Source organism: Nocardia sp. NPDC006044 (assembly GCF_042871115.1).
GTDB lineage: Bacteria > Actinomycetota > Actinomycetes > Mycobacteriales > Mycobacteriaceae > Nocardia.
The window spans coordinates 920,340-938,776 of the sequence record NZ_JBIAID010000001.1; the positions used below are offsets into that span (position 1 = coordinate 920,340).

14 protein-coding genes and 2 pseudogenes are annotated in these 18,437 nt (G+C 68.9%); 7 read left to right on the forward strand and 9 right to left on the reverse strand.

Annotation, left to right across the window (positions count from 1 at the left end; translation table 11 throughout):
• Positions 1–4 precede the first annotated feature (4 nt).
• Positions 5–1,534 carry a multicopper oxidase family protein gene (locus tag ACFYO1_RS04275; protein ID WP_387227032.1) on the reverse strand — a complete coding sequence of 510 codons (1,530 nt, stop codon included), beginning with the start codon at positions 1,532–1,534 and terminating at the stop codon, positions 5–7.
• A gap of 197 nt (positions 1,535–1,731) precedes the next feature.
• Here ACFYO1_RS04275 and ACFYO1_RS04280 point away from each other — a divergent pair, with 197 nt between their 5' ends.
• From ACFYO1_RS04280 to ACFYO1_RS04295, 4 genes are all read left to right on the forward strand, one after another.
• Entirely contained in the window at positions 1,732–2,910 is a 1,179-nt protein-coding gene (locus ACFYO1_RS04280) for a sensor histidine kinase (protein WP_387231670.1), read from the forward strand.
• Positions 2,907–3,542, forward strand: a complete 636-nt coding sequence (locus ACFYO1_RS04285) for a response regulator (RefSeq protein WP_387227034.1) — start codon at positions 2,907–2,909, stop codon at positions 3,540–3,542. Before ACFYO1_RS04280 ends, ACFYO1_RS04285 begins: the two co-directional genes overlap by 4 nt.
• A 95-nt stretch (positions 3,543–3,637) precedes the next feature.
• Complete coding sequence (locus ACFYO1_RS04290) at positions 3,638–4,105, forward strand: helix-turn-helix domain-containing protein (protein WP_387227036.1); 468 nt, start codon at positions 3,638–3,640, stop codon at positions 4,103–4,105.
• A 226-nt stretch (positions 4,106–4,331) separates the two neighbouring features.
• Positions 4,332–6,098 (forward strand): gamma-glutamyltransferase family protein, encoded by a 1,767-nt coding sequence (locus tag ACFYO1_RS04295; protein WP_387227038.1) that lies wholly within the window; start codon positions 4,332–4,334, stop codon positions 6,096–6,098.
• On the opposite strand, the gene ACFYO1_RS04300 is transcribed toward ACFYO1_RS04295, so the two are convergent.
• The 3 genes from ACFYO1_RS04300 to ACFYO1_RS04310 form a co-directional block, all read right to left on the reverse strand.
• Entirely contained in the window at positions 6,080–6,964 is an 885-nt protein-coding gene (locus ACFYO1_RS04300; protein WP_387227040.1) for a hypothetical protein, read from the reverse strand. The genes ACFYO1_RS04295 and ACFYO1_RS04300 overlap by 19 nt on opposite strands.
• Positions 6,965–7,027: 63 nt before the next feature.
• On the reverse strand, positions 7,028–9,724 hold the full coding sequence (locus tag ACFYO1_RS04305) for a discoidin domain-containing protein (RefSeq protein ID WP_387227042.1): 2,697 nt from the start codon (positions 9,722–9,724) through the stop codon (positions 7,028–7,030).
• Positions 9,725–9,877: 153 nt separating this feature from the next.
• On the reverse strand, positions 9,878–10,825 hold the full coding sequence (locus tag ACFYO1_RS04310; RefSeq protein WP_387227043.1) for an SMP-30/gluconolactonase/LRE family protein: 948 nt from the start codon (positions 10,823–10,825) through the stop codon (positions 9,878–9,880).
• Positions 10,826–11,055: 230 nt separating this feature from the next.
• Between ACFYO1_RS04310 and ACFYO1_RS04315 the strand changes: the two genes are divergently transcribed.
• From ACFYO1_RS04315 to ACFYO1_RS04325, 3 genes and pseudogenes are all read left to right on the forward strand, one after another.
• Complete coding sequence (locus ACFYO1_RS04315; RefSeq protein WP_387227045.1) at positions 11,056–11,523, forward strand: PaaI family thioesterase; 468 nt, start codon at positions 11,056–11,058, stop codon at positions 11,521–11,523.
• Between the two features lie 423 nt (positions 11,524–11,946).
• Positions 11,947–12,273, forward strand: a pseudogene (locus ACFYO1_RS04320) (transglycosylase family protein); the annotation flags it as partial.
• 317 nt (positions 12,274–12,590) lie between these two features.
• Positions 12,591–14,537, forward strand: coding sequence for an MFS transporter (locus tag ACFYO1_RS04325; RefSeq protein WP_387227048.1), 1,947 nt, complete (start codon positions 12,591–12,593; stop codon positions 14,535–14,537).
• An 8-nt stretch (positions 14,538–14,545) separates the two neighbouring features.
• Here the strand turns inward: ACFYO1_RS04325 and ACFYO1_RS04330 are convergent, their stop codons facing one another.
• From ACFYO1_RS04330 to ACFYO1_RS04350, 5 genes and pseudogenes are all read right to left on the reverse strand, one after another.
• The gene (locus ACFYO1_RS04330; protein WP_387227050.1) at positions 14,546–14,755 is read right to left on the reverse strand and encodes a molybdopterin-binding protein; all 210 of its coding nucleotides are present in this window, start codon (positions 14,753–14,755) and stop codon (positions 14,546–14,548) included.
• A 73-nt stretch (positions 14,756–14,828) separates the two neighbouring features.
• Positions 14,829–15,407, reverse strand: a complete 579-nt coding sequence (locus tag ACFYO1_RS04335) for a pyridoxamine 5'-phosphate oxidase family protein (RefSeq protein ID WP_387227053.1) — start codon at positions 15,405–15,407, stop codon at positions 14,829–14,831.
• A gap of 89 nt (positions 15,408–15,496) precedes the next feature.
• Complete coding sequence (locus ACFYO1_RS04340; RefSeq protein WP_387227055.1) at positions 15,497–16,237, reverse strand: SDR family NAD(P)-dependent oxidoreductase; 741 nt, start codon at positions 16,235–16,237, stop codon at positions 15,497–15,499.
• A pseudogene (locus ACFYO1_RS04345) lies at positions 16,234–17,253 on the reverse strand (phosphotransferase family protein). Before ACFYO1_RS04345 ends, ACFYO1_RS04340 begins: the two are co-directional and overlap by 4 nt.
• The gene (locus ACFYO1_RS04350; RefSeq protein WP_387227057.1) at positions 17,250–18,419 is read right to left on the reverse strand and encodes a thiolase family protein; all 1,170 of its coding nucleotides are present in this window, start codon (positions 18,417–18,419) and stop codon (positions 17,250–17,252) included. Before ACFYO1_RS04350 ends, ACFYO1_RS04345 begins: the two are co-directional and overlap by 4 nt.
• Positions 18,420–18,437: the final 18 nt, after the last annotated feature.

Genomic DNA, 18,437 nt, shown 5'->3' on the forward strand with positions numbered 1-18,437 from the left:
CGGTTCAGCCGTGGTGTCCCGAGCCCGGATGCTTGCCCGCGGGGGCCGGGGTCTCGGACTCCATGCCCGGCATGTCCATGCGCATTGGCGCGGGCTGTTCGCCGGGGGCGAGGACCAGGAATTGGCCCATCATGCCGTGGTCCTCGTGCAGCAAAAGGTGGCAGTGGAACATGTAGGGGTAGGTCGGGTCGCTGTGCTGCGCGAACCGCATGGCGAGCCGGTAGGTGTTGCGCGGCTCGGTGTAGAGGGTGTCCTTCCAGCCGGCCAGGGCGGGCGGTGGGGCTTGGCCGTCGATATCGAGCACCTGGAACTGGACGTCGTGCACGTGGAAGTTGTGCGGCCAGTTGTCGTTGTTGCGGACCGACCACACCTGGGTGGAGTCGACCGGGATGATCATGTCGATGCGGTTCATGTCCATGCGCCGGCCGTTGATCATGAACCACTTCAGCTCGAAGGTGTAGTCGGGGGTGGCGCCCGCCGCGGCGAGGGCGGGAATCGTGGTGAGCGAATCCGGCACGGGCGCTGACCTTTTCAGGGTCTTCGCGGCACGGAGCTGGAGGATGTCGAAGGTGTCGTCGAAGCCGAAGGCGGCGGCGCGATCTATATCCCTGCGCTGCTCGACCGGCAGTGAGCGCAACGTGATTCGCTCGTCCGCACGCAATTCGACCACCAATTCGACGCGTTCGCCCGGACTCACCTGGATGCTGCGCAGCGTTGCCGGGCCGGTGAGCAGGCCGCCGTCGGTGGCGATGAGCTGGAACGTGCGCTGGTCGTCGAAGGCCAGGTTGTAGATCCGGCCCGACGATCCGTTGAGAACGCGCAGGCGGACCCGGTCGGTGCGCACGTCCAGGTGCGCGCCCGCGATGCCGTTCACGACGATGGTGTCGCCGAGCAGGCCGACATCGGTCGGATCGGATTCGTCCAGCGCGCCGTCGGCGGTGAAGCGCCGGTCCTGGATGACGAGCGGAATGTCGTCGACCCCATACTCTTTCGGCAGATCGAGGGTGTTCGCCGGCTCGTCGTCGACGATGAACAGGCCCGAGAGCCCGCGGTAGACATGCTTTTCGGTGGCGCCGTGCGGATGCGGGTGATACCAGAGCATGGCGGCCTGCTGATCGACGGTCCACGCCGGTTCCCAGGTGCCGCCGGCCTCGATCGTCTGGTGCGGGCCGCCGTCGAACCGGGCGGGCAGGTGCATGCCGTGCCAGTGCACCGTGGTCGGCTCCGGTAGCGAGTTCCGGATGGTGAAGGCCACCGACTCGTGGCGCGCGGCGCGCACGGTCGGTCCGAGGATCGCGCCGTTGTAGCCCCAGGTGGGAGTGTGTTTACCGGGCAGGATCTCCGAGACGCCCGGCTGGATGTCGAGGGTGAAGCGGCGCACGCCGTCGGCGCCGACCGTCGAGGCGGCGAGCGGCGGTATCGGGAGTGGCCTGGTCGTCGCGGAACCGGGGATCGGTGCGCCCGGTCGCGCCACACATCCTGCGGCCAGCGGCAAGACGGCCAGTCCGGCGAGGAAGCCTCGTCTCGAGACCACGGTTCTACTCCTTCGATCGACGTCCCCTCCAGCTTCGATTGCCGATGGGTTGCGGAGATCGTCCGCAGGGTCGCCTTTCGGTGGCTGTGACTCCGCCCGCGGACCCTTGTGAACGACGCTGCGAGGTGCTATCGGGTCTTCGGGTATCGGGAGTGTCCGGCGGCGGTGCGTCGGCCGTCCCCTACCGTTGACGTGTGATGGAGATCCGGTTGCGGCGCGATGCGCGGTTGTTCGCGCGCTGCCTGCCGCTGGTGCTGGTCCCGGTGCTGCTGGTGGCGAGCACGTTTCCCGGGCAGTACCGGGTGCCGTGGGGTTACTGGGTGCTTGCCATGGTCGCGAGCGGGCTGTTCGTGGTGGGGGATCGGTGGCCGCTGGCCGTCTCGGTCGCGCTGTCGGCGCTCGCCGTGCCGATGTTCCGCACGCCCGCGTGGGGGTTGTCGGGGCTGGTGCCGTTTCTCGGTGCCGTCGCCCTGGTCGAAGTGGCGATGCGGACTCGGCAGAACGGGCGGGTGACGTTCGCGGCGGGGTGCTGGGCGCTGGCGGTCGTGCTCGGGCGGTGGGGTATTCACGACGCCTCGCTGTGGGGTGCGGCGACCGTGGTCGAGGCGGGCACCTACGTGGGGGTGCCGTTGTTGCTCGGGCTGTACCTGCGCGGTCAGCGCGATCTGGCGGCGAGTCTGTATCTGCGCGCGGCCGACGCCGAAACCCGAAGGGCCGAGGCCGAATCGCGGACCCGGGCGGCCGAGCGCAGCGCCATGGCGCGGGAGTTGCACGACCTGATCGCGCACCACATGGCCTCGATCGTGCTGCGCGTCGGCATCGCCCGCCATGTCGTGGCCGATCAGGATCCGCGGGTGAACGCGGTGCTCGACGACGTGCGCGACACCGCCGCCGACGCGCTCGCCGACATCCGCCGGTTGCTCGCCGCGCTCCGCGATCCCGTGCTGGGCGAGGTCGCGCTGGTGGACGCGGCCGCCGTGCGCACCGAGATCTCGGCGGCGGTGCGCCGCGTCGAAGTGGCCGGGTTCACCGTCGAGGCCGACCTCGCGCCAGACCTGGCCGGGCTCGACGCGATCGGCCGGCTCACGCTGCTGCGGCTGGTGCAGGAATCGCTCACCAACGTGATGAAGCACGCCGACCGCGATACGCCGGTTCGGGTCGGCGTGGTCCGGCGCGCCGAGGGGATCGCGGTCGAGGTCCGCAGCGGCGTCGGCCACTCGGGGACGAACCTGGCCGGTCACGGCATCATCGGCATGCGGGAACGCGTCGAGCTCGCGGGCGGTACGTTGGCGGTCGGCGCTACCGCGCGAGGATGGGAAGTCGAGGCCTGGCTGCCCGGCGTCGAAACCCTTACCGGAGCGGAGGCCGCGCAGTGATCACCGTTCTGCTGGTCGACGACCAACGCCTGGTGCGGGCCGGCCTGCGCATGCTCATCGAGTCCACTCCCGGCTTCGCGGTCGTCGGCGAGGCCGCCAACGGCATCGAGGCCATCCGCCTGAACGCCGAACTGACCCCCGACCTGATCCTGATGGATCTGCGCATGCCCGGACTCGACGGCGTCGCCGCCACCGAACAGATCGTCGCCGCCCGGCCGAGCGCGAAAGTCCTGGTGCTCACCACCTTCGACGACGATGATCACCTCTTTCCCGCCCTGGCCGCAGGCGCCACCGGCTACCTGGTCAAAGACACCGCCCCCACCGACCTGCTCACCGCCATCCGCCGCACCGCCGACGGCGACCTCCTCTTCTCCCCAACCCTCATGCGCCGCTTGGTCTCCCGCGCCATCGAAACCCGCCCCACCCCGAAACCCTCAGCCCCCCGACCCGACCTCACCCCCCGCGAACACGAGGTCCTCACCCTCATCGGCGAAGGCCTCAGCAACCAAGAAATCGCCACCCACCTCCACCTCGGCGTAACCACCATCAAAACCCACGTAGCCAACCTGATGGACAAAACCGCCTCCGACAACCGAGTCCGCCTAGCCCTCTACGCCCACAACCTCCCCTAGCAGCTCGGTTTGATCCGCATTACCCAAGAGTGTTTGCACTTATAAGTGTAAGGAGCTACCTTGGGTTGACCACGTCGAGCGGGAAGGAGCAGTGGATGAGCGAAACGATCATTCGCGACGACAGGGCAGTCCTGTCGATCTCCTCGGATGAAGTCGAGCAGGTGCGCGCCTTCAAGGCTCGCGTCGACGACGCGCACGGTGCCGTCGCGGACTCGGATGGAGTCCTCGTCGCGCTTCGCGGCGGCGGCACCGTGGAGATGCCCGCCGAACTGTCCGCATTGATCGGTCAGATACTCGACCTGGTCAGCAGCGGCCGCACGGTCACCGTGGCCAGTGTGCCCAACGAGCTGACCACGACTACGGCCGCAAAGATTCTCGGCATCTCCCGTCCGACCCTCATGAAGCTCGTCAGCGACGGCGCGTTGCCCGCCCACAAGGTTCGATCTCACACAAGACTGTTCGGCAAAGATGTTTTCGCGTTCAAGGAGCAGCAAAGCGCCGAGCGGCGACAAGCCTTCGACGATCTCCGTCGGTTCGAGGACGAATTGGGCCTGGTCGAATGACCAATTGATCTGTGCGCCAGCCTATTACGCTAGTTGTCCCCACCCGCTTGTAGCATGACCGCCATGGTCAGCGGGTGGGGTACAAACGTTCTGGTCGACGCCAACATCCTGTACTCGCGCACGCTCCCGGGAATGGAAGGTGCGCGGGGGACAAGGGGAGGTCTGTAGGTTCAAGGGGGATCCGTGCTGGTTCTGGTGCGGAGGACTTGGGATCGGAGGGGTTGGGATGTTTACCACCAGGCCGACATTGCGGGGGACGTTCGGGATGGTGTCGTCTACCCATTGGCTGGCGTCGCAGGCGGCGATGGCGGTGCTGGAGGGGGGTGGGAACGCGTATGACGCGGCGGTGGCGGCTGGGTTCGTGTTGCATGTGGTCGAGCCGCATTTGAATGGGCCTGCGGGGGAGGCGCCGATGATTCTCGCGCCCGCGGGTGGGGCGGTGCGGGTGTTGTGCGGGCAGGGGCCGGCTCCGGCGGGGGCGACGGCCGCGCACTATCGCGGGCTCGGGCTCGAATTCGTCCCGGGCACCGGGCCGTTGGCGGCGGCCGTGCCCGGCGCGTTCGATGCCTGGATGGTGTTGCTGCGCGACTACGGGACACGTTCCTTGGGGGAGCTGCTGCGGTTCGCCATCGGCTACGCGGAGGACGGTCACCCGCCGGTGCCGCGAGTTCAGCAGCAGGTGGAGGACGTACGGGAGTTGTTCACCACCGAGTGGACCTCGTCCGCGGAGGTCTATCTGCGCGACGGTGTGGCGCCGGTACCCGGTGTGCTGTTCCGCAATCCGGCGCTGGGCCGGACCTGGCGGCGATTGATCGATGAGGCGGTCGCCGCGGGTGGTGGTGACCGCGTGGCCGAAATCGAAGCGGCCCGGCGCATTTGGCGCGCTGGGTTCATCGCCGAGGCGATGCTGCGGCAGTCGGCCCGGCCCACGCTCGACACCAGCGGCAAGCATCATGCCGGCACGTTGACGGCGGCGGATCTCGCTGGCTGGTCGGCGACCTACGAGGAGCCGGCCACCTACGACTGGCGCGGCTGGACGATCTGCAAGATGGGCCCGTGGAGTCAGGGACCGGTCTTTCTCCAGCAACTCGCCCTGCTGCCCGAGGACCTGCCCGCTTACGACTCCGCCGAGTACGTCCATCTGCTCATCGAGGGCTGCAAGCTGGCGATGGCCGACCGCGAGGCATGGTACGGCGACGTGCCCGATGTGCCGCTGTCCGTACTGCTTTCGCCGTCGTACAACGAGCGGCGACGAGCGCTGATCGACGCGAAGGCGTCCTATGAACTGCGCCCCGGCAGCCCGGACGGGCGCACGCCACGACTCAGCTCCCACATCGCCGCGTCGGCCCCGGCCGCCGAAGCAGCCGGAGCCGGTGAACCGACGCTCGCCAGCGCGGGCGAAACACGCGGCGACACTTGCCATTTCGACAGCGTCGACCAGTGGGGCAACATGATCTCGGCGACCCCGAGCGGCGGCTGGCTGCAATCGAACCCGGTCATACCCGAGCTCGGCTTCCCGCTCGGCACCCGCTTGCAGATGGCCTGGCTGGACGAGGGCTTGCCGAATACCCTTGTGCCAGGCCATCGTCCGCGCACCACCCTGACTCCGGCCCTGGCGCTGCGCGACGGCGTCCCGGTGCTGGCCTTCGGCACCCCCGGCGGCGATCAGCAGGACCAGTGGCAGCTGCACTTCTTCCTGTCCGTCGCCTACGGCGGCCTGGATCTGCAAGCCGCGATCGACGCGCCGAACTGGCACAACTCGTCGTTCCCCGGCTCGTTCTACCCGCGGGACATGGAACCGGGCCACGTCGTGGTGGAGTCGCGGATGGACGAGTCGATCATCGAAGACCTGCGCGCTCGCGGCCACGACGTGACGGTCGGCGGAGCCTGGTCGGAAGGCCGCCTGTGCGCGGTGGCCCGCGACCCGGAGTCGGGCGTGCTGTCCGCGGCGGCGAATCCCCGTGGCATGCAGGGCTACGCGGTCGGTCGCTGATCCCCCGACTCGACGATATGGGCGGCGCGCATCCGGCGATCCCCCCGGGTGCGGGTAGCGGCCGCTACCACCCGGCTCAGTGCGTCGGCCTCGAGTAGCGCCGGATTCACGGGCGGCGCACCGTAGCGGAACAGATCGCCGTCGACCAGCGCCTCGATGCGCGGTTCGCCGAGGCTGGCCGCGGCGAACGCGTAGACCGGCACTCGTTTCGGCAGGATCAGGCCGAAGTCGATGGCCCGGGCCGCGCGTCCTTCGTCGGCCAGCAGCTGCTGAATCGAGTAGCCGTGCAACGGATATCGCCGTGGAAAGACATTGCGTAGGTCCAGGAACAACCCGACCGCACTGCCGCGCGGATCGGCGACCCGCGGACCGAGCCGGGCGAAACGACCGAGCGCCAGACCTGGGCATTCGATCAGGGCATGGGTGAACAGCACCCTGGCCAGCGTCACGTTGATCATGAGCCGTTCGACGTCCAGCTCGGCCTCGGCCAGCGGCTGGTGCTCCAGATAGCCGGAGACGATGCTGAGGTTGTGCGCGCGGTACCAGGTGATCGGCGACGGTGCGGCGAGAAACCGCTGCCACAGTCGCGCTCCCGGTGTCGAGGCGTGGCCGTTCGCGCCGAGCAGCGTGGCTTCGAGTTGGTCGTGCAGGAGCCGATCGTTGATCGCGCGCCACCACGGGCTGCCGGAGGTGGGGTGCAGGACGCCGCGGGTCAGTTCCCAGCGCAGGAAGGTCAGTTCGGCGCGGGCGTAGGCGCTGAGCCGCGGCGGGTAGCAGCTCGCGGTCAGCGTCAACCGCCGATCGGGGTCCGCGTGCGCGGCGCCGACCTGTTGTGCGGCAAGCTCGCCGGCCCGATCGGGGTTCATCGTCGCTCACTGTACCGACGCGGCGCGCGGTCGGCCGGGCACGCGAATGCGGTCCGCCGCCACCTACTTCGCCGGGGCCGAGATCTCCAGCTCACGCAGGCCCGGATGCGTGGCCGGGTCTGCCGCCGTGATGTCCAGTCGAATGTAGCGCGCGGCAATCGGACTCGCGGTGGCGCCGGTCGCCGGATCGACGGCGACGGCGGTCCAGGTCTGGTTGTCGCGGGACACGGCGACGGTGGCCGCCGGCGCGGGATCCGACCAGTGCGGAAGTATCCGGCCCACCGCGGTTTCCGTGCCCAGATCGACGGTGAGGGTGCCGCGGTCCGCGTCGGGCGCCCAGCCCGTCGCGGTGCTGCCGTCTACGGCGGCCTCGGCGTATCGGCCGGGCTCGGCCGAACTCGCGGAGACGGACTTGCAGCGGGCGAGGTTGTCGGTGGGCGCCAGGTCCGGTCGGCGGGTCTCGACGATCAGGGGCTGATCGCGGCCGGCCAGCTGCGTGCCGGCCGGGGTCCGGACCGGCATGGCCGCGCCGTCTTTCAGCGTGATCGCGGTGGTGTCTGGGCCTATTTCCGCATCGAAAGTCCTTCCCTGCCAGTGCATGCCGCGAATGGTCAGGCCGGAGCCCAGTTCCGGCGGCAGGATCGGATCGATGCGCACCTCGTCGGCCCGCAACCGTAGCCCGAGTAGTCCGTTGGTGAACGTTTGCAGGAACCCGCCCGCCGCGGTGACGAAGGTGAAGGCGGGCGTGCCGGCCAGCGCGTCCTCGGCCCCCGCTTTGGCGCCGCGCGCCTCCGCGAACTGCCCGAACGGCGCTCGCTCGAACGGCCGGACCGCTCGTTCGAGGTAGGTGTCCGTCGCGCAGCCGGGCGCGCCGATCGCCGCGGCGTCGATGGCGTGCACCGAGTCGGTCATCGCGGGACCGTCCGGGTCGGTGCGCTCGGCGTAGTAGCTGAGGGTGTTGCTCGAAACCTCTTGTGACATAGGCCATTCCAGCGGGTAAATCAGCAGCGCGGTGTCCGCCTGCTTGATCGGTGTCCCCGCGTAGCCGTCGTACTGGGCGAAGATCTGCCGCGCCGGATCGAAGGGCATGCGCAGGTGATCGGCGATCGCGGTCCACTCGGGTGAAGGGCGCTCGCCGAGAACTTCCGCGGCCTTGGCCGCATTGCGCAGTGCCAGTGCGGCTACCGCGTTGGTGTAGACGCCATCTTTGACCCCGTTGCTGTATTCGTCTGGCCCCGCGACGTTTTCGATCGAGTAGCTACCGTCCGGATTCGGCGTCACCCGGGAGGCCCAGAACTCGGCCAGATTCCGCATGATCGGCCAGCTGCGGCCGCGTAGATAATCGGTGTCGCCGGTGGCCAGGTAGTACTGCCAGGCCGCGAGGGAGATATCGCCTTGCAGATGAATCTGGGTGAGGCAGTGCGGCGGATCCCAGCTGTGGCATTCCGCGAGCGCGCCGCGGCTTTCGCTGGTCCACGGATAGAAAGCGCCCCGAAAGCCGAGCTGTTGTGCGTTCGCCTGCGCCGCGGGCAAGGTCTTGAACCGGTACTCCACCACGGATTTGGCGAGATCGGGCGCGAGCTGGAGCAGTCCGGGGAACATCCAGATGTCGGCGTCCCAGAACACCGCTCCGGCGTAGTTGTCGCTGCTGAGCCCGACCGGTGAAATGCTGTTGTCCTGCTGGGCATTCGTGCTCGAGTACAGCGCGTAGAGCGCGCCGCGCGCCCAGGTCTGCAGGTCGATCGAGCCGGGTGTCTCGATGTCGCCGCGCCACAGCGAGCGCCAGGCCGCCGCGGTGCCGGCCAGCAACTGCGTCCAGCCTTTGCTCGCCGCCCGCTGCGCCGCGTCGTGCGCCGCGGCCACCGGATCGCGGGCGGTGAGCGCGGTGTCGACACCGACGAACTTGGTTACCTCGTAAGATCTTCCGTCCCGCACGCTGAGGTGGTTCTGCTGGCTGACGGTGAGCTCCCGCGCCCGGGCGGGCTCTTGCGCATTTCCGGTGCTCAGCACCGACGCGACCGACCCGACGACGCCGGTGCCCTCGGTGCGGAACCCGACCTGGATGTCGCCGTCGCGCGCGCCGCCCTCGGTCTGCGTCATCCGGCGCGCGCCCGCGCCGTCGAGCAGGTCGGTCACCGTGAGCTCGCCGGACCAGTGCGGGACGACGGTGAGATGGACCGCGCCCACGTGCTGATCGACGCGATCGGTGACGACGTCGTACATCAGGTCGGTGGTCTTGCCGTCGCGGCTGGTCCAGGTGAGCTCGGTGCGCACCAAGCCGCAGCGCAGGTACTGGGTCTGCTTGAAATCGGTGATCCGATCCGCCGGCGTGCTCGGGGAATACGTGTCGTCGCCGACACCGACCGTGAGCCCGGACCAGTTCGGAATCGCCGCGGCGACTTCACGATCGTCGGCCAGTCCCGGCGTGTGCCCGTACAAACCGGCGACGAACGCGCCGTCGTAGCGCGGCGTGTACAGCGGCCAGCCGCTCGGCTCACCGGTCAGCGCGTAACCCGTGCCGCGCGGCGGCACCCGCAGCCCGAGATAGCCGTTGCCGACGAACGGATGCCGCTCGAACCCGGCGTCCACCGCGGTGCTCGACGCCGACCAGCCCGGCGCGGACGCGGCGTCGTCACCCGGGCACACCGGCGCGGCGTCGTCCCGCCCGGCGTGCCGGACCACGAACACGACCCCGCCGGCCACCAGGGCGACAGCCACCACGAACGCGATACCGATCAGGACCTCGGTGCGAGAACGCAAACCGTACCTCCATGTGACGCATGGACGATCGTGTCGTGCTCGGCTACCCGGCCCGACCTCCATGCGACCACGACCCGGGACGGTCCACCACCCGCCATCCTAAGATCGACTGCGATAACCGCGGCTACGGTGTCGTCCGGGCGCGCGAGACCGTCACGGCGTGGCGGTGCGGGCGTTCGGGTCGAAGCCGCCGGGGATCTCGTAGACCACGCCGGTGAAGGTGGCGCCGAAGAGGCGCCCCGCCGAGAAACCGGTGGTGCCGCGGCCGTAGGTGAGCACGCTGGTCAGCGGGTTGCCGCCGCCGAGAACGCAGTACTGGTTCGGAGCGTCGATCCGGATGACCTGACCGGCGGTATTGAACGGGACCACCGGGCGGTCCAGCGAGTCGAGGGTCAAACCGTCCGGTGCGGCGAGCGCGTCCGCGCCGCCGAGGTCGAGCAGCGACTGCGGCGCGCCCGGGTTGGCGGTGGGGATGCGGCTCACCCCCGGATTGGCGAATGTCCTGCTGACGTACAGGTATTCGTCGTCCTTGCCGAGGACCGCGCCGTTCGCGCTGGGGAACGAGGTCCAGTCGGCCTGGACCACGCCGTTCGGGTAGACGCGGCCGATCAGATTGCCGAAGTCGTTGGTGGCGTAGACGGTTCCGTCCTGCGCGACATCCATGCCGTTCGCGGCGCTGAGCCCGGCGGCGACGGGGCGGACCGCGCCGGTGTCCGGGTCGAGCTCGATGATGCCCGCGTGGCGCAGCGAGTCGCCGACGAACGACCGCGCGTCCGCGCCGTAGCCGACCAGCAGTTTGTCGTCCGGCGTCCAGGCGAGCGCGCCGCCACCGCCGCTCGGCACGGTCGCGATGGGAACCGGCGCCGCACCGGGCGCGTCGATCCGATACACCCGGCCGGTCGCCAGGTCCGTTGTGTAGGCGCGTCCGCGGGCATCGACGGTCAGCCCTTCCAGCGCGCCCGGCAGCGTCGCGGCCACCAGCGTCGGCTGGCCCGCGCCCGCACACACCGGCGCGGCGCTCGCCGCGGGCGCGGCCACCGCCGACAACGCGGCGAAAGTCAGCGCCGCCACGGCGACCGTTGCCTTGTCCATGCTGGTCATTGCATACCTCGGCTGTCTGCTCGAGGCGATTCACCGTCCGTGGCGCGAATCGCCGAATAGGGCTGAACCTGTGCAGTATGCGCTCGTAGCGGGGGAGAACGACGCAACATCGGTGGTGCTGGCGTGGCATCGGCCGGTGAGACGAGCAGCGCCGCACCGGGTTTGCGCTCGGCCGGGCGTTACGCTTCGCGGGAGGCGACGACGCCTCCGGTGCGAAGGGATGCTGTGCGATGAGTGACGAGCTGGAGACGCCGCCGTTCGCGGAAATCGTCAACGGGGCACTGGAATTCACCATTCCGGTCGCGCACCGGATGGGGGTGACCGCGGTCGACGTGCGGCCCGGATTCGCCGCGACGACCGTGCCGATCGAGGGCAACGGGAACCACTTCGGCGTGATGTACGCGGGGGTGCTGTTCACCGTGGCGGAGATCCTGGGTGGCGCGATCGCGATCGCCACGTTCGACAACTCCGAGTTCTATCCGCTGGTGAAGGATCTGCACGTCTTCTTCCGCAAGCCCGCGAAGACCGATGTGCGCGCGGAGGCGAGTCTGCCGGCGGAGGAGATCGCCCGGATCGCCGAAGAGGCCGCGAGTAAGGGAAAATCGAACTTCACCGTGCACGCCGTTGTCACCGATTCCGATGGTGTAGTAGTCGCGGAGACCGAGGGGATTTATCAACTGCGGGCGCTCGGTAAGTAGCGGATCGCGCCCGCGTTGATCACGAAAGAGCGACGCGTGAATCGAGGCGTGCACAGCGAAGTGCTCATTGTTGTCCCGCTCAGTGGGATGTCGGGGTGCCCTCGTGCGACCGATGACACAATGCGAGAGTGATCTCGGGCACATAACGTAACAATTACCGTTCGTCTACGCGATTCCTTTTGCCTGCTCGGCATGCATAAACGGCATAACCCTCGACTATCGGTTAAGCAATAGTTCCGTGATCGCGGCGTGATTTGCAGCGACTTCTTCGCTACCGTCGCCGGAGCCCGATCGATGACGGGCTCGAACTCGAACCGCTGAATGCCGGTGACCCTGTCCCGCGGTTGGAGGATCCCCGACACACCTGGGGGCAGGGACACGGCGAGTACGTGCCGTGCCGGTAGGCGCAGGCAGGAACTACACATGTCGCATAACCGCAAGTTCAGCACCCGCGCCCTCGGCTTCACCGCTGCACTGGGCGCCCTCGTGGCCGTACCGTTCGGCCTGTCCACCGCCACCGCGTCGGCCCACGACTGGGACGCCGTCGCGCAGTGCGAGAGCGGTGGCAACTGGGGCATCGAGACCGGCAACGGCTTCTCCGGCGGTCTGCAGTTCACCCAGAGCACCTGGGCGGCCAACGGTGGCACCGGCAGCCCGAGCAACGCCAGCCGCGCCGAGCAGATCCGCGTCGCGGAGAACGTGCTCGCCACGCAGGGTCCCGGCGCCTGGCCGGTCTGCGGCGCGTACCTCTGACGCGTCTCCGGCGCCTACCGTGAATCACGGTAGGCGCCGGGCTATTTCGGGGCGATCGAACCGCCGAGGCAATGGCCCGATTTGGATACGGTCAACTCCCGGTTGAACAATCTTTCGAAATGCCGAATTCGGGTGCGTCCGGCGAGCGCGCAGGAATTTCATCCCACGAATCCGAACTAGAACACGTTTCGGTCTCGTGCCGCGAAATGCCTGCGCGTGGTGATGCCGATCACTAGCCTGTGGCCACCCGGCTCGTTCGTGCCGGCTCGCAGTTGAGCCGGACGAGATGCCGTGGCTAGAAAGGCATCTCGACCATGAGTTCGACCACGACCGCAGCGCCGCCGACTATTCTCACCGGCCTGTGGCAGCGCAAGCTTCCGCACTATCCCGATACCCCCGCCCGATCCTGGTATCTGACCGTTGTCGTCATCGCGTCGATCGCGCTCTACTACCAGTTGTTCGTCACCGGTGCGGTGGGCAATGAGCTGATCGCCTATTTCCACCTGTCGTTCGCCTACTTCGTCTGGATCTTCATCATCGGCGCCGCGTTCGGCGCGGCCGCCTCGGTGCTGGCCGGGGTGCTCGACCGGTGGGGCCGGGCGAACATCGTCGCCTACGGCGTGGTGATCTGTTCGCTGCTGACCCTGTTCGCGGTGCCGGCGACCACGACGAAGGAACAGTACCTCTTCGTCTATGTGGTGGTGAGCATCGTCGAGGGCGCGGTGCTGGTGGCGACACCCGCGCTGATCCGTGACTTCTCCCCGCAACTGGGCCGGGCCTCGGCGATGGGTTTCTGGACCCTCGGCCCGGTGATCGGCGCGCTGGTCACCACCGGCATCTCCACCCGCACGCTGGACGCGCACCCGGATTGGCAGTACCACTACCGGCTGTGCGGGGTGATCTGCCTGGTCATCGCGGTGATCGCGGTGATCGGCCTGCGCGAGCTCAGCCCGCGGCTGCGGGATCAGATCATGGTCTCGCTGCGTGATCGCGCGCTGATCGAGGCGCGGGCCCGCGGACTCAACGTGAGCGAGCTGGAAAAGGGTCAGTGGCGGCAGATGCTGCGGCTCAACATCGTCGGCTCGGCGCTGGCGATCAGCCTGTTCCTGGCGTTCTTCTACACGATCGTGTCCTTCCTGCCGGTCTACATGGCGACGAACTTCGGCTTCAGCCCGGCCAAGGCCAACGCGCTCGGCAACTGGTACTGGACCGCCAACGCGGTCGCGCTGGTGGCGGCCGGGATCGCCTCGGACTATCTGAAGGTGCGCAAGCCGTTCATGATCGTCGGCGCGCTGATCAGCATCGCCGGCATGTTCCTGTTCATCGGCTACACCGATGAGCCGGGCACGGACTACTACACCTTCGCCTGGGTGTTCGTCGTCATCGCGGTCGGCACGGGCATCGCGTACTCGACCTGGATGGCGAGCTTCACCGAGACCGTGGAGGAGCGCAATCCGGCGGCGACCGCGGTGGGACTCGCGGTGTGGGGCGGCACGCTGCGCAGTGTGGTGACCGTCGTGCTGTTCGGCTTGCTGGTGGTGGTGAACGCGGCCGGCCCGCTGGTCAACTTCGGGCCGCGACTGCAAGAGATCCAGGCGAAGTACGGGCCGCAGCTGGCGACGATTCAGCGGGTCGGCCCGGAAACCCTTGCGGCACTGGGCAAGAACCCGAACGATCCGGTCGCGCAGGTGAGCGCGTTGACCAAGTTGACCGGCGCGTCACCGGCCGAGATCCAGACGGCGTTCGGGCTCAGCACTCGCTACGGCGAGGAACTCGCGACCTTGCAGGCCATCGAACCGGCCACCCAGGCGGCGCTCGCCGCGAACCCCGGCGACGGGAACGCCGGGCTGGCCGCCGTGGGGCAGGTGGCGAAGAAGTTCGGTGTCCCGGTGGATCAGGCGATCGCCCGGCTGACCGCCGTGCAGCAGATCCCGCCCGCTGACCTCGCGGTCCTCGGCACCGTCGGCCCGAAGCTCGCGCAGGCGGCCGCGCAGCTCCAGGCGGTCGGCACCATCCCGGCCGAGGACCAGGCCTATCTCGCCGAACACGGGAACCAGGTGCAGCAGGCCAAGGCCGACTCGCCGCGGCAGTGGGAGCGCTGGTGGTGGATCTGCCTGCTCGGCCAGGTCGCGTTCCTGCCGTTCGTCTTCCTGATGGCCGGGCACTGGAACCCGAAGAAGGCGGCCGCCGAGGCCGCGGCACACGACCGGCTGGTGCAGCAGGAGCTGGCGGAACTGACGCCGCTGCCGGCCGAGCGGTAACCGGCCGGCTACTCGACTCCGAGGGTGACCTCGGTCGATTTGATCAGCACCTTCACCCGCACGCCGTCGGCGAGCGCGAGGTCATCGACGGCGTCGCGGGTGATCGACGAGGTGATCTCGTCGCCGCCGGCGAGGCGGACGCGGACCACGGCCATGGCCTCGCCGCGGGTGACCGAGATGACGGTGCCGTCCATTTGGTTGCGGGTGCTCAGTCGCATGGCGGCGAGCATACGCAGGGCAAACCCGGTGCGGCGGGATCGGCGCGCGGTGTCTACCGGGGAATGGCGGTGTCTACCGAGGAATGGCGGAGGGTAGCGGGTGGTCCGGCTCGAGCGCGGGCAGGCCGTCGAGACTGGCCGAGTTGTCGCCGGCGATGCGGCGGGCGAAGTCGTCGTCGGTGCGGCGCCGGTGCAGCGCGTCGAGCACGGGGCGTTCGTCGACGAGTTCGAGGTAGGGGACCGAGTAGCCGCAGGAGTCGGCGATGCGGTCGATGTCGACCACGATGGCGGCCCGGATGCCGGGGTGTTGCAGGCCGAAATGCGGTCGCAGCGGCTCGAATTCGGCGGAGTCGGGGCGGATCACGCGGCCGGTGCCGAACAGGCGCAGGATCTTCGAGGTGCGGGTGAACGAGCAGAACATGATCGTGATGCGGCCGTTCTCGCGCACGTGAGCGATGGTTTCCGCGCCACTGCCGTACAGATCGAGGTAGGCGACGGTGTGGTCGTCGAGGATCGCGAAGGTGTCGCGATAACCCTTGGGCGACAAGTTGACTCGTCCGCCGCCGACGGGTGCGGTCGCCACGAAGAACATCGGCCGCTCCTCGATGAACTTGCGTAGCGCGTCATCGAGGTGTGGGAAGACCTTCGCCATCAGGGCCCCTTTCTCCGCCGTCGCCTGATCGGACTGCTTATGGGAGCGTAACTCCGGGGCGGGGTCGCGATGGGCGGCTGAGGCTCAGATCACGCGCGCCAGAGCTGGTCGCCCGCGCGGGAGACCACGATGTTCGGCACCACCGCGTTGCGGGACAGCCGGGTGACGGCCAGGACGAGTTCGGCGATGTCGCCGGTGCTCAGCATGGCCGACCGGTCGAGGACCTCGCGCTTCCACGCGGTCATGTCGGTGTCGACGTAGCCGGGGGAGATGGCGGTCGCGCTGACGCCGTTGGCCGACTCCTCCAGCGAGACGGTTTCGCAGAGCGAGATCAAGGCGGCCTTGGTCGCGCCGTAGGCGGCCAGACCCGCCTCGCCGGCCACGCCGGTGATGGAGGCGAGGGCGATGATCTTCGCGCCGCGTTCCGGATCGTCCTGAGCGCTCTTGCGCAGCAAGGGAAGCGCGGCCTGGATGAGGGTGATCGGCGCGCGGAAGTTGACGTCGAGCATTCGCTCGTAGGACTTGACCGGCATATCCGCGACGGCGCCCGCGGTGCCGGTGCCCGCGCTGAGGACCAGTGCGTGCAGGCCGTCGAACCGGTCGGCGTGAGCCTGGACGAGCGCGCGGACCTGGTCGAGGTCGTTCATCTGGGCGGCAACGGGATTCACCTCGACGCCGGTGTCGGCGCGCAGGCGGGCCGCGGTCTCGTCGAGCACGTCCTGGTTGCGGGCGGCGATGGTCAGCTGGAAACCCTCCTTCGCCAGGCGCCGGGCCACCTCCGCGCCGATGCCGCGGGAGCCCCCGGTGACGAGGGCGCTGCGGATCGTCATGCGAGACTTTCCAACCCGGCGTCGAGCAGCAGCGCAACGGCCGCGCCGATCGTGGCGAAGCCGTCGCCCACCGTCTTGCCGGCGAGGAAGCGCTGGTGGATGCCCTCCGCGATGACCGCCAGCTTGAAGTAGCCGAGCGCGCGGTAGAACGCCAGGTGATCCAGGGGATAACCGGTTGCGGCGGCGTAGCGTTCGGCGATCTCGTCGACGGACGGAAAGCCCTTGTTGGCGCTCGGCGCGTGCCGGACGCCGAGCACCGGCTCGCAGCGGTCGTCCCAATAGACTTGGAGCAGGCCGAGATCGGCGAGCGGATCGCCCAGCGTGGCCATCTCCCAGTCGACCACGGCGGCGATCTTGCCGAAGTCGTGGCGGTCGACGATCGTGTTGTCCAGGCGGTAGTCGCCGTGCACGATGGTCTCCGCCACCTGGTCCGGCAGCGCGGTGCGCAGGGCGTCGGTGAGCCGATCGAGGGCGGCGAGTTCACGGGTGGCGACGCGGTCCCACTGACCGCGCCAGCGTTTGACCTGGCGGGCGAGATATCCGGCGGGGCGGCCGAATTCGGCGAGACCGACCGCGGCGTAGTCGATCGCGTGCAGTGCGGCCAGGGTGTCGATGAGCGCTTCCGAGCAGGCGCGCGCCTGCTCGGTGGTGAGCGCGGCGGTCTGGTCGCCGTCCTATAGGACGTGGCCGTCGACGAAGGCGACGACGGCGAACGGCACGCCGATCACCTCGGTGTCCTCACACAACGTGATCGCCTGCGCGACCGGGACATTCGTGTCCTGCAACGCGGCGACGATGCGGTATTCGCGGGCCATGTCGTGCGCGGTGGGGGTGAGCGGGCCTAGCGGCGGGCGGCGCAGCACCCAGTCGTTCGTCCCGTCGTTCAGCCGATAGGTGAGGTTGGATTTGCCGCCCTTCAGCAGGGCGGCGGTCAGCGGGCCCGCGGTCTGCGGGACGTGCGCCTCGAAATACCGTTGCAGCGCAGGCAGATCGAGGCCGGCCGGGGCCGCCGTCATCCGAGGCGCTCGATGATGGTCGCGTTGGCCAATCCGCCTGCCTCACACATGGTTTGCAGGCCGTAGCGGCCGCCGGTCTGCTCGAGATGATTGACCATGGTGGCCAGGATACGGGTGCCGGAGGCGCCGAGGGGGTGACCGAGGGCGATCGCGCCCCCGCGCGGGTTCAGCTTGGCGAGATCGGCGCCGAGCCCCTGCTGCCACACCAGCGGCACCGGGGCGAACGCCTCGTTCACCTCGTAGGCGTCGATGTCGTCGATGCCCAGCCCGGCGCGTTCCAGGACCTTGCGGGTCGCCGGGATGACGGCGGTGAGCATGAGCAGTGGGTCGTCGCCGACCACCGCGAAGGAGTGGAACCGGGCCCGGGGGCGCAGGCCCAGCTTGTTCGCCGCTTCCTCGCTCATGATCAAGGCGGCCGAGGCGCCGTCGGTGAGCGGGGAGGAGTTGCCGGGCGTGATCGACCATTCGATCTCCGGGAACCGCTGGGTGAACCGCTCGTCCACGAACGCGGGCTTCAGCCCCGCCAGCCCTTCGGCGGTAGTCGCCGGGCGGACGGTCTCGTCCGCGGTCAAGCTGCCCGCCGCGACCAGTTCGTTCGAGAACCCGCCTGCCGCAGCCGTTTCCGCGGCGAGCCGATGCGAGCGCGCGGCGAACTCGTCGAGCGCGACCCGGTCGAACTTCCACCGCGCGCTGATCACCTCGGCCGCGATCCCTTGCTGCACAAGCCCTTCCGGATACCGGTGGGCCAGCGGTCCCTGATTCGGATCCTTGCCCTGCGCGTTGGAGAACATCGGCGCCCGGCTCATCGACTCCACACCGCAGGCGATCGCGATGTTGTACGCGCCCGAAATCACGCCCTGCGCGGCGAAATGCGCCGCCTGCTGGCTCGATCCGCACTGCCGGTCCACCGTCGTCGCCGGCACCGACTCCGGGAACCCGGCCGCCAGCGCGGCCGTCCGGCTGATGTTGAACGCCTGCTCCCCGGCCTGCGTCACACACCCGCCGACCACATCGTCGATCAGCGCCGGGTCCAGCTCGCTGCGCGCCACCAATTCCGACAGCACCCCGGCCAGCAGGGTGGCCGGGTGCACCTCCGACAACCCACCCCCGGCCTTCCCTTTGCCCGACGGGGTACGAACGACATCGACGATGACGGCGGACCTCATAGCCCTCTCCGATCAGTT

Coding starts and splice junctions, on each gene's coding strand:
- ACFYO1_RS04280 (WP_387231670.1), top strand. CDS start 1,732: ATGGAGATCCGGTTGCGGCGCGATGCGCGGTTGTTCGCGCGCTGCCTG.
- ACFYO1_RS04290 (WP_387227036.1), top strand. CDS start 3,638: ATGAGCGAAACGATCATTCGCGACGACAGGGCAGTCCTGTCGATCTCC.
- ACFYO1_RS04295 (WP_387227038.1), top strand. CDS start 4,332: ATGTTTACCACCAGGCCGACATTGCGGGGGACGTTCGGGATGGTGTCG.
- ACFYO1_RS04300 (WP_387227040.1), bottom strand. CDS start 6,964: ATGAACCCCGATCGGGCCGGCGAGCTTGCCGCACAACAGGTCGGCGCC.
- ACFYO1_RS04310 (WP_387227043.1), bottom strand. CDS start 10,825: ATGACCAGCATGGACAAGGCAACGGTCGCCGTGGCGGCGCTGACTTTC.
- ACFYO1_RS04315 (WP_387227045.1), top strand. CDS start 11,056: ATGAGTGACGAGCTGGAGACGCCGCCGTTCGCGGAAATCGTCAACGGG.
- ACFYO1_RS04325 (WP_387227048.1), top strand. CDS start 12,591: ATGAGTTCGACCACGACCGCAGCGCCGCCGACTATTCTCACCGGCCTG.
- ACFYO1_RS04330 (WP_387227050.1), bottom strand. CDS start 14,755: ATGCGACTGAGCACCCGCAACCAAATGGACGGCACCGTCATCTCGGTC.
- ACFYO1_RS04335 (WP_387227053.1), bottom strand. CDS start 15,407: ATGGCGAAGGTCTTCCCACACCTCGATGACGCGCTACGCAAGTTCATC.
- ACFYO1_RS04340 (WP_387227055.1), bottom strand. CDS start 16,237: ATGACGATCCGCAGCGCCCTCGTCACCGGGGGCTCCCGCGGCATCGGC.
- ACFYO1_RS04350 (WP_387227057.1), bottom strand. CDS start 18,419: ATGAGGTCCGCCGTCATCGTCGATGTCGTTCGTACCCCGTCGGGCAAA.